We start from the raw sequence: 10,613 nt of genomic DNA, 5'->3' as shown, positions 1-10,613 counted from the left end.
CCCCCCCCCGCCCCGGGCTTCACCCATGTCCTCGGCCCCGGCCAAGTCGCCCTGCCGGACCGGCCGGGCAACCGGCGCGGGGACAGCTTCCACAACATCCTCGACAACCCGCACGCCGGTCTGCTCTACCTGGTCCCGGGCGGCAAGCAGGTGCTGCGCCTCAACGGCCGGGCCCGCATCCTCACCGACGCGCCGTTCTTCGACGCGATGGCCGGGCGGGACGGCAGGCGGCCGGCGCTGGCGGTCGTGCTGGACATCGACGAGATATACCTGCACTGCCCGGCGTCCCTGAACCGCGCGGGGCTGTGGAAGCCGGAGTCCTGGCAGGCGAGTTGAGCCCGCCGCCGGGTGCCCGGCGACCCCGGCACTACCAGCACTTTTTAGGTTAGGCTAACCTTCGCCTCGTGAGATCTGGTGAAGAAGCGGAGCGCGCCGTGCGGTTGCGCGGCCATGAGCTGTCGGCCACGGACGTCACCGTGGCCTACGACGGCGTGGACGTGGTGCACGGCGCGGCGGTCGGTCTGCGGCCCGGCGAGGTCACCGTGCTGGTCGGTCCGAACGGCAGCGGCAAGTCGACGCTGCTGCGCACGATCGCCCGGCTCCAGCGGCCGCGCGACGCCACGCTCAGGATCGACGGCGACACCGACGCACTGGCGCTGACGTCCCGCGAGTTCTCGCGGTACGTGGCGCTGCTGACCCAGGGCCGCCCCACCCCGAGCGGGCTGACCGTGCGCGACGTGGTCGAGTTCGGCCGCTACCCGTACCGGGGCCGCTGGGGACGGGCGGACCCGGACGGTCCGGCCGCGGTCGACCGGGCGCTCGCCCTGACCGGGGTGAGCGAACTGGCCGGACGCGGCGCCGACCACCTCTCCGGCGGGCAGCTCCAGCGGGTCTGGCTGGCGAGCTGCCTCGCCCAGGAGACCGGTGTGCTGCTGCTGGACGAACCCACCACCTACCTCGACCTGCGCTACCAGGTCGAACTGCTCGATCTCATCCGCGACCTGGCCGACGACCACGGCATCGCCGTCGGCGTCGTGCTGCACGACCTCGACCAGGCGGCGGCCGTCGCCGACCGGGTCACCCTGCTCGAAGCGGGCCGGATCGTCGCCGACGGTCCGCCCGAGGAGGTCCTGACGCCGGACCGGCTGACCGCCGTCTACGGCATCCGGATCGAGGTCGACACCGACCCCCTCACCGGCCGGCTGCGCACCCGCCCGATCGGCCGCCACCACACCCGACGTGAAAGGCTCGGCACCACCTCATGAGACGCACCCTCCTCACCGCGACCGCCGTCACCGCCGCGGCTCTCGCCCTGTCCTCCTGCGGCACCACCGAGCCGGCCGCGGACAGCGCCGAGCAGTCCGCCGAGCCCATCACCCTCACCGACGGCACCGGGACGAAGGTGAAGCTGGACGGGCCCGCCACCAAGGTGGTCGCCACCGAGTGGAACGTCGTGGAGAGCCTCGTCTCGCTCGGGGTGAAGCCGGTCGGGGTCGCCGACCCCAAGGGCTACAACACCTGGGACGGCGCGGTGCCGCTGACCAACTCGCCCAAGGACATCGGCACCCGCGGCGAGCCCAGCATGGACACCGTGGCCTCGCTCAAGCCCGATCTGATCGTGGCCACCAACGACCTGCCGGCCAGCGCCGCCAAGCAGCTCAAGAAGATCGCCCCGGTGCTGACCGTGAAGTCCGCCGACGGCACCGGCCAGATCGACCAGATGCTGACCAACGTCGACCTCATCGCGAAGGCCACCGGCACCGCCGACCAGGCCAAGACGGTCCGCTCGGACTTCGAGGCCAAGGTCGCCGAGGGCAAGCAGGCCATCGCCGACGCCGGTCTGGACGGCACCGACTTCGCCTTCGCCGACGGCTACGTCGCCTCCAACCAGGTGACCATCCGCCCGTACACGGCGAACTCGCTCATCGGTGAGGTCAGCGAGGAGATCGGGCTGAAGAACGCCTGGACGGTCAAGGGCGACGCGGCGTACGGCCTCGGCTCCACCGACGTCGAGGGCCTGACCGACCTGCCGAAGGACACCCAGTTCGCGTACATCGGCAACGACGAGGACGACAGCGCCACCCCGTTCACCGGCGCCCTCACCAAGAACTCGGTGTGGAAGTCGCTGCCCTTCGTCAAGTCCGGTGACGTGCACCGCCTGGACGACGGCATCTGGATGTTCGGCGGCCCCGGATCGATGTCGGCGTACATCGACTCCGTCGTCGGCGCGCTGACGAAGTAGCGAGGTCATGGCCGTCACCGCGACGAAACCCGGCATCCGCCCGTCGGCGGCTCCCGTCTCCCGCTCGGGCGCGGGCGCGGTGACGGCCGGACTCCTCCTGCTGGTCGCCGTCCTCGCGCTCTGGGACATCACCCAGGGCACCGCCTCGGTCGGACCGGCCGAGGTGTTCAAGGCGCTCACCGGTCGGGCCGACGCCTCCGACGCGTCGGTCGTGATCGCCTCCCGGCTGCCCCGGGCGGCGGCCGGCCTGCTGGTCGGCGTCGCCCTCGGCGTGGCCGGCGGCGTGCTCCAGGCGGTCAGCCGCAACGTCCTCGCCTCCCCCGACACCCTGGCCGTGAACGCCGGTTCCTACCTGGCGCTCGGCGTGGCCGGCGCCACCGGCCTCTCGCTGCCGCTGCTGGCGTCCTCCGGGGTCGCCTTCGCCGGCGGCCTGGCCGCGGCGGCCGTCGTCCTCGGCCTGTCCGGCCTCGGTACCGGCACGGTCCGGCTGGTGCTGGCCGGCACCGCGCTGACACTCGGCCTGAGTTCGGTCACCGAGGGACTGCTGCTGCTGTTCCCCGAGCAGACCGAGGGCCTGTACGCCTGGAACCAGGGCAGCATCAGCCAGAACGGCTTCGACGGCGTCCTCCAGATGCTGCCGATCGCCGTCGTCGGGGTGGTCGGGCTGGCGCTGACCGCCCGCCGGATCGACGCGCTGGCCCTCGGCGACGACGCGGCCCGCGGCCTCGGGGTGCCGGTGCGGGCCACCCGCGTCACGGTGGTCGTGCTGGCCGCGCTGCTGTCCGCGGCGGCGGTCACGCTGGCCGGGCCGATCGGCTTCGTCGGCCTGTGCGCGCCCGCGCTGGTCCGGCCGCTGTCCCGGCGCTTTCGGGGGTTCGCCCGCTCGCGCGGCAGCCTGCCCGCGGCGGCCCTCACCGGCGCGGCCCTGGTGCTGGGCTCGGACGTGCTGCTGCGGGCGCTGGTGCCGGACGACCTGTCGGTGGCCGTGCCCACGGGCGTGGTCACCAGCCTGGTCGGGGCCGTGTTCCTGGTCGCGATGGCGCTGCGGCTGCGGGACACCGGCGACTCCGGCGCGCCGGACCGGATGCGCATCCCCGGCCGGGCGGCGTTCCTGACCGCGGTGGTGCTGCTGGTGGCCGCGCTGGTCGGCGTCACCGTCGCGGGGGTGCTGATCGGCGACAGCAAGCTGCTGCTCGGCGACGTGGCCAACTGGCTCCAGGGGCGGGCCGGGCAGACCACGTCCTTCGTCCTGGACACCCGGGTGCCCCGGGTGCTGGCCGCGCTCGGCGCCGGCGCGGCGCTCGCGCTGTCCGGCACGCTGGTGCAGGCCGTCACCCGCAACCCGCTCGCCGACCCCAGCGTCCTCGGTGTCTCCGGCGGCGCGGCGCTCGGCGCCGTACTGCTCGTGACGACCGTGCCCACGGCCGGCGGCTGGGGCATCTCCGGGGCCGCGTTCGCGGGGGCCGGAGTGAGTGCCGTCGTGGTCTTCGGCCTCGCCGCGCGCGGCGGCTTCCGGCAGAACCGGCTGGTCCTGGTCGGCATCGGGGTGGCCGCCGGGACCACGGCGCTGATCAGCCTGCTCATCGTGCTCACCGACCCGTTCAACGCGACCAAGGCGCTGACCTGGCTGTCGGGTTCCACCTACGGGCGGACCATGCCCGACGTACTGCCGGTGGCGCTGGTCCTGGTGGCCGGCGTGGTCTTCGCGGTGACCCGGCGCACCGAACTGGACCTGGTGTCGCTGGACGAGGACACGCCCCGGCTGCTCGGTCTGCGGCTGGCCCCGGGCCGGCTCGGCTTCCTGGCCGTCGGCGTCCTGCTCAGCGCGACCGCCGTGGCCTGCGCGGGCACCATCGGCTTCGTCGGCCTGGTGGCCCCGCACGCGGCCCGTGCCCTGGTGGGCCGGCGGCACGTGCGGGTGGTCCCGGTCGCGATGCTGCTGGGCGCCACGCTGGTGGGCACGGCCGACCTGCTGGGCCGCACCGTGATCGCCCCGGCCCAGCTGGGCGCCGGCCTGATGACGGCGGTCATCGGCACGCCGTACTTCCTGTATCTGCTGATCCGCAGCCGGCGGTAGAGCGGGGGACGGGGCGGCACCGGCCGCCGGTGCGGCCCACCCCGTCCCCGGCGATCTCCAGGGCCCGTGCCAGGCCCGGCGTCCGGCCCCGCCGACCGGCCCCTGCCCGACGCTTATTAGACAGAACGTCAAGTTACTGAACCGTAATATGCACGATGCTACCCCCGGTAACTCCTGGCTCGGTACGGTCCCGACACCCCTGCAGAAGCAGAGTGAGCGCACTCCACCAGGAGGTCCGCCATGCCCGCACGCCCCACCCTGCTCGCCGCGTCCATAGCCGCCGTCCTCGCCCTCGGCGTTCAGGCCGTGCCGGCCGCCGCGGCCGGCGACTCCGCCGCCGTGGTCTCCCGCGGCGTCGAGATACCCGCCTTCTACACCCCGCCGGCCGCCCTTCCCGAGGCCAACGGCACCCTGGTGCGCAGCGAGCCGCTGAAGCTCGCGCTGAGCCTGCCGAGCCTGGGCGGCCCGCTGCCCGGCAAGGCCACCCGGCTGATGTACAAGTCCACCGACACGGGCGGCGGCCCGATGGCCGTCACCGGCGCCTACATCGAGCCCACCGCCAAGTGGCGCGGGGACGGACCGCGTCCGCTGGTCGTCGTCGCCCCCGGCACCATGGGCCAGGGCGACCAGTGCGCCGCCTCGATGGGCCTGGAACACCCGCTGAGCCTCAACGGCGAGACCGTCTCGGTCGGTTACGAGGACCTGTCCGTCTACCGGCTGCTGGCCCGCGGCGTCGCCGTCGTCGTCACCGACTACGCGGGCCTCGGCGCCACCGACCGGCTGCACACCTACGTCAACCGGGTCGACGAGGCGCACGCGGTGCTGGACGCCGTCCGCGCCGCCCGGTCCCTGACCGAGGCGTCCGTCACCACGGACTCCCCGGTCGGCCTGTTCGGCTACAGCCAGGGCGGCGGCGCGACGGCCGCCGCGGCCGAACTCCAGCCCACCTACGCCCCCGACGTCACGCTGGCCGGTACCTACTCGGGCGCCGCGCCCGCCGACCTGACCGAGGTCACCGAGGCGATCGACGGCAGCGACCTGGCGGGCGCGCTGGGCTGGTCGCTGAACGGCTTCCTCCAGACCGAGCCGGCCCTGCGTCCCATCGCGGACAAGTACGTCAACGCAGCCGGCCGACAGGCGCTGGAAGACCTGTCGACCATGTGCGTGGGCGACGCGCTGTTCGGCTACGCCTTCGCCCGCAGCGGTTCCTGGACGAACACCGGGCAGTCGCTCGGCGACATCATCCGCGCCGAACCCGCCCTCCAGTCGTTCCTGGCGAAGCAGCGCATCGGCACCATGAAGCCGGCCGGCCCCATCCGGGTGGCCACCGGCACCAGCGACAACCTGGTCCCGCACGGCCAGACCCGCCAGATGGCGGCCGACTGGTGCGCGCTGGGCGGACAGGTCGACTACGAGCCGGTGCTGCTGCCGAACGTCGGCGACAAGCTGATCAACCACTTCGGCGCGCTCCTCGCCGACCAGGGCGCGGCCATCTCCTGGCTCACCGACCGCCTCGCGGGCAAGCCCGCCACGTCCGACTGCCGAACCCTGCCGTTGCAGCCCTGAGCCGCACGCACGAGCCGGCGGCCGGGAGGTCCCGGCCGCCGGCTCGTCGCTGAAGACGGATCACTTCGTGGTGAGCATGCCCTCCCGCAGCCGCGCCAGGGTCCGCGACAGCAGCCGGGAGACGTGCATCTGGGAGACGCCGAGGCGTTCGCCGATCTGCGCCTGGGTCAGTTCCTCCACGAACCGCATATGGATGATCTGCCGGTCCCGCTCGCCGAGCTCGGCGATGAGCGGGGCCAGCGCGTGGAAGTCCTCGACCAGTTCCAGCGCCGCGTCCTCGGTGCCGATGAAGTCCGCGAGCACGGTCTCGCCGTCCTCGCTGCCGCCGAGCGCGGCGTCCAGCGAGGAGGAGTTGTAGCCGTTGGCGGCCAGCCGGGCCTCCACGACCTCGTTCTCGGTCAGGCTCATCAGCTCGGCCAGCTCCTTGACGGTCGGCGTGCGGCCCAGCCGGCTGCGCAGCTCGTCCGTCGCCTTGGCCAGCTCCACCCGGGCCTCCTGAAGCCGGCGCGGCACGTGCACCGCCCAGGAGGTGTCGCGGAAGAAGCGCTTGATCTCGCCCACGATGTACGGCACGGCGAACGAGGTGAACTCGACCTCACGGGTCAGCTCGAACCGGTCGATCGCCTTGATCAGGCCGATCATGCCGACCTGGACGATGTCCTCGCGCTCCTCCGGGCCCCGGCTGCGGAACCGGGACGCCGCGTAGCGCACCAGCGACATGTTCATCTCGATCAGGGTGTTGCGCGCGTACTGGTAGTCCCGCGTCCCCTCCTCCAGTACCGCGAGCTGGTCGAAGAAGAGCCGCGACAGTTCGCGGGCGTCCTTCGGCGCGACCTTCGACGGGTCGGCGACCTGGGGCAGCCGGACCGCTTCTCCATCGACGTCCGTCTTCCGCGTCGTCATCGCCGCCGTCATGGGTGCCCTCCCGAGTTGTCCGTTCCCAAAACCGGCCCGCAAGGACCGGCAACAGGTCGCGTACCCCGCCTTCTCTCGAACACTCCTACGTCTTGCCACTGATTCGGACGCCGCCTGCTCACCGGGCGGCCCGGGTGCCGTACCGCCACCCGAGGGACCGGACTCCCGTAGCTCGGCACCGCCCCGCTGGTGGCCTTCATCTGACGCGGCGCCACCGTCCGGGACCGGCCCGGGTCCGGTGCGGCCACCTGATCGGCGGCATCGGTGCCGACCGGCCGGCACCGTCGCGCGCCCGAGCCGTCCGCCCTGTTCTCACCCGCACCCGGTGCCCCGGTGTGAGCCGGTGCGGACCCGGGCAGCAGCCACCGCGTGCGCCGGACGATCAGTGCGGCACAGAATTCGCGTAGGCAGAAGCCGTGACGGACAGCCGTGACGCAACAGAAAGGCGGCAGCGTGAGGGACGCCAAGCCCGACGCCCGGTCGGGGCCTCTGGGCCGGATGAAGATGCCGAAAGCGGTCGCGAACCTGCCGGGACAGGTCCGCGAAGAGCTGACCCACCGGCTCCGGCGCAACAAGCGTGCCTTCCGCGAGGAGGACGTCCAGGTCGTCGAGCGGCCGCTGCTGAAGCGCGCGGTCGGCGCCTCCGCGCTGGGCAACTGCATGGAGTGGTTCGACTTCGGCGTCTACAGCTACCTCGCCGCCACCGTCGGCAGGGTGTTCTTCCCCGGCGCCTCCCCCGGCGTCCAGCTGATCTCGTCCTTCGCCACCTTCGCCGCGGCCTTCGTGGTCCGGCCGCTGGGCGGCCTGGTCTTCGGCCCGCTCGGCGACCGCATCGGCCGGCAGAAGGTGCTCGCCACCACCATGATCATGATGGCGGCCGGCACCTTCTCCATCGGCCTCATCCCGAGCTACGCCACCATCGGCATCGCCGCCCCGATCCTGCTGCTGCTCGCCCGGATGGTCCAGGGTTTCTCCACCGGCGGCGAGTACGGCGGCGCCACCACCTTCGTCGCCGAGTACTCGCCGGACCGCCGGCGCGGTTTCCTGTCCAGCTGGCTGGATTTCGGCACGTTCGTCGGCTATGCCCTGGGTTCGGCGCTGGTGACGGTGCTGAATCTCGCGCTCAGCGACGACCAGATGCTCTCCTGGGGCTGGCGGCTGCCGTTCCTGATCGCCGGTCCGCTGGGCGTCATCGGTCTGTACATGCGGCTGAAGCTGGAGGAGTCCCCGGCCTTCCAGCAGCAACTGGACGAGCACGAGAAGAGCATGGCCCAGGAGTCGGCGGGCAGCGAGTTCCGGACGATCGTCAAGGACCACTGGAAGCCGCTGCTCATCTGCATGGGCATCGTGCTCCTGTACAACGTCACCAACTACATGGTCACCGGGTATCTGCCCACGTACCAGACCGAGACGCTGGGCCGCTCCAGCGGCTTCGCCGACGTGCTGGTCCTGATCGGCATGGTGTGGATCGTGCTGCTGATCACCTTCCTCGGGCGGCTCAGCGACCACGTCGGCCGGCGTCCGCTGTACGCGGTCGGCGCGGTGGCGATGATCGTGCTGGCCGTGCCGGGGTTCTGGCTGCTGCGGTCGGACGGCACGGTGGCCCCGGTGCTCGGCGTGCTGCTGCTGTCCACCCTGCTGGCCTGCTTCGCCGCGCCGAGCGCCGCCACGCTGCCCGCGCTGTTCCCGACCGCCGTGCGCTACGCCGCGATGGGCATCGGCTTCAACTTCGCCGTCGCCGCGTTCGGCGGCACCACACCGCTGTTCACCGAGGCGCTGGTGAACGCCACGGGCAACGATCTGGTGCCCGCGTACTACCTGATGGTGGCCGGTGTCATCGGCCTGGTGACCGTGCGGTTCCTGCCCGAGAGCGCGCAGGTGCCGCTGCACGGCTCGCAGCCGATGGTCGGCTCCCGGGCCGAGCAGCGGGAGCTGATCAGCACCTCCGAGGAGCTGTACGACTTCGCCAAGGAGCGCTCCGCGACCCGCTGACGCCGCTTCAGGACGTCGGCCGGCTCAGCCGCCCCGGCCACCAGATGCGCCGGCCGAGGTCCCGGGCCAGCGCCGGCACCAGCAGGGACCGCACCACCAGGGTGTCGAGCAGCACGCCGAAGGCGACGATGAAGGCGATCTGCACCAGGAAGGCCAGCGGGATCACGCCGAGCGCGGCGAAGGTCGCGGCGAGCACCACGCCCGCGGAGGTGATCACCCCGCCGGTGCTGATAAGGCCGCGCAGGATGCCCTGGCGCACCCCGTGCCGCAGCGACTCCTCGCGGACCCGGGACATCAGGAAGATGTTGTAGTCCACGCCGAGGGCGACCAGGAACACGAACCCGTACAGCGGCACCGACGGGTCGGTGCCGGTGAAGCCGAAGACGTGCGGGAAGACCAGCGCGCTGACGCCGAGGGTGGCGAGGAAGTTGAGCGCCACGGTGAGCACCAGCAGCACCGGCAGCAGCAGGGAGCGCAGCAGCGCGACGAGGATGACGAGGATGATGGCGAGGACGACGGGGACGATGAGGGTGCGGTCCCGTTCGGCGGTGCGCAGGGTGTCGTACCGCTGGGCGGTGTAGCCGCCGACCTTCGCGTCCACGCCGGGCACCGCGTGCAGGGCGGCGCGCAGCCGGGCCACGGTGTCCTTGGCCGCGTCGCTGTCGGCGGCGGCGCTCAGCGTGACGTCGATACGGACCCGGCCGTCGACGGTCACCGGCTCTCCCCCGCCGGGCCGTCCGGCGGCGGTGACCGGGGCGGCCGAGGCGACTCCGGCGGTGTCCTCGGCCACCGCGACGACCCGGCCGACGCGGCCGGCGTCCGCGATGACCACCGCCGGGTTGCCGGAGCCGCCGGGGAAGTGCTCGCTCAGGGTGCGCTGCGCCGCGACGGACTGGGCCTCGCCGACGAAGGTCTCGTCCAGCGGGACGCCCTTGGAGTGGAGCGCCGGGGCGAAGGCGGCGGCGGCCAGCAGGCAGATCAGGGAGACCGCCCAGACCTTGCGCGGCGCACGGTCCACCAGCTTGGCGACCCGGTGCCACACGCCCCGCTTCTCCTCCACCGGGCGGGGCTCGGCGGGCCAGTAGGCGGCGCGGCCGAGCAGGACCAGGACGGCGGGCAGGAAGGTGAGGGTGGTCAGGACGGCGCAGCCGATGCCGATGGCGCCGACCGGGCCGAGCGCGCGGTTGTTGGTCAGGTCGCTCAGCAGCAGGGCGAGCAGGCCGAGCGCGACGGTGGCGGCGCTGGCGACGACGGCGCCCCAGGACTCCTTGAGCGCGGCCAGCGTCGCCGCGAACCGGTCCTCGCGGTGGGCGAGTTCCTCGCGGTAGCGGGCGGTCAGCAACAGGGCGTAGTCGGTGGCGGCGCCGATGACGAGGATCGACAGGATGCCCTGGACCTGGCCGTCGACCCGGACCACGGCGTGGTCGGCGAGGACATAGACGACCGCGCAGGCCAGGCCGAGCGCGAAGACCGCGCCGAGGATGACGACGAACGGCAGCAGCACGCTGCGGTGGACCAGCAGCAGGATGACGAGGACGGCCAGCAGGGCCACGCCGAGCAGCAGGCCGTCGATGCCGGCGAAGGCGTCGGACAGGTCGGCCTGGCCGGCCGCGGGCCCGGCGACGCCGGCCTCGGTGCCGGGGACCTGGCCGGCGGCGTCCCGGATCCGGTCGAGGGCGGCGGCGAGTTCGTCGCCGAGGTCGGGGCGGAGCTGGACGACGCCTTCGAGGGCCTTGCCGTCCTTGGAGACGACGGCGGGCGACACCTGCCCGGTCACCCCGGGCGCGCCCTTGAGGGAGGCGAGCGCCGGGGGGGGCGGCG

General features: G+C 72.9%; 8 protein-coding genes. 6 read left to right on the top strand and 2 right to left on the bottom strand.

Translation table 11 applies throughout. The annotated features are described in order from the left end of the window. From ACTT8P_RS36825 to ACTT8P_RS36805, 5 genes are all read left to right on the top strand, one after another. Positions 1-336: pyridoxamine 5'-phosphate oxidase family protein (locus ACTT8P_RS36825; RefSeq protein WP_442836155.1), on the top strand; the 336-nt coding region annotated here is incomplete at its 5' end. A 68-nt stretch (positions 337-404) separates the two neighbouring features. Next, positions 405-1,265 carry an ABC transporter ATP-binding protein gene (locus ACTT8P_RS36820; RefSeq protein WP_442836154.1) on the top strand — a complete coding sequence of 287 codons (861 nt, stop codon included), beginning with the start codon at positions 405-407 and terminating at the stop codon, positions 1,263-1,265. Next, positions 1,262-2,242, top strand: coding sequence for an ABC transporter substrate-binding protein (locus ACTT8P_RS36815; protein ID WP_442836153.1), 981 nt, complete (start codon positions 1,262-1,264; stop codon positions 2,240-2,242). Before ACTT8P_RS36820 ends, ACTT8P_RS36815 begins: the two co-directional genes overlap by 4 nt. A 7-nt stretch (positions 2,243-2,249) precedes the next feature. After that, positions 2,250-4,319: an iron ABC transporter permease gene (locus ACTT8P_RS36810; protein WP_442836152.1), complete on the top strand. Its 2,070-nt coding sequence runs from the start codon at positions 2,250-2,252 to the stop codon at positions 4,317-4,319. 240 nt (positions 4,320-4,559) lie between these two features. Then, a complete protein-coding gene (locus ACTT8P_RS36805; protein ID WP_442836151.1) occupies positions 4,560-5,885 on the top strand; it encodes a lipase family protein in 1,326 nt (441 codons plus the stop codon). A 60-nt stretch (positions 5,886-5,945) separates the two neighbouring features. On the opposite strand, the gene ACTT8P_RS36800 is transcribed toward ACTT8P_RS36805, so the two are convergent. Continuing rightward, positions 5,946-6,788, bottom strand: coding sequence for an RNA polymerase sigma factor SigF (locus ACTT8P_RS36800; protein ID WP_442836150.1), 843 nt, complete (start codon positions 6,786-6,788; stop codon positions 5,946-5,948). A gap of 516 nt (positions 6,789-7,304) precedes the next feature. On the opposite strand from ACTT8P_RS36800, the gene ACTT8P_RS36795 reads away from it, so the two are divergent. Continuing rightward, the gene (locus ACTT8P_RS36795) at positions 7,305-8,792 is read left to right on the top strand and encodes an MFS transporter (RefSeq protein WP_442836156.1); all 1,488 of its coding nucleotides are present in this window, start codon (positions 7,305-7,307) and stop codon (positions 8,790-8,792) included. Between the two features lie 7 nt (positions 8,793-8,799). Here ACTT8P_RS36795 and ACTT8P_RS36790 read toward each other — a convergent pair. Further along, the coding region (locus ACTT8P_RS36790; protein ID WP_442836149.1) for an MMPL family transporter at positions 8,800-10,613 on the bottom strand (1,814 nt) is incomplete at its 5' end.

It is taken from the genome of Streptomyces sp. JW3 (genome assembly GCF_052216785.1).
In the GTDB taxonomy this organism is placed as follows: Bacteria; Actinomycetota; Actinomycetes; order Streptomycetales; family Streptomycetaceae; genus Streptomyces.
This window is presented reverse-complemented; position numbering and strand designations above follow the sequence as displayed.

Coding starts and splice junctions, on each gene's coding strand:
- ACTT8P_RS36795 (WP_442836156.1), top strand. CDS start 7,305: ATGCCGAAAGCGGTCGCGAACCTGCCGGGACAGGTCCGCGAAGAGCTG.
- ACTT8P_RS36815 (WP_442836153.1), top strand. CDS start 1,262: ATGAGACGCACCCTCCTCACCGCGACCGCCGTCACCGCCGCGGCTCTC.
- ACTT8P_RS36800 (WP_442836150.1), bottom strand. CDS start 6,788: ATGACGACGCGGAAGACGGACGTCGATGGAGAAGCGGTCCGGCTGCCC.
- ACTT8P_RS36805 (WP_442836151.1), top strand. CDS start 4,560: ATGCCCGCACGCCCCACCCTGCTCGCCGCGTCCATAGCCGCCGTCCTC.
- ACTT8P_RS36810 (WP_442836152.1), top strand. CDS start 2,250: ATGGCCGTCACCGCGACGAAACCCGGCATCCGCCCGTCGGCGGCTCCC.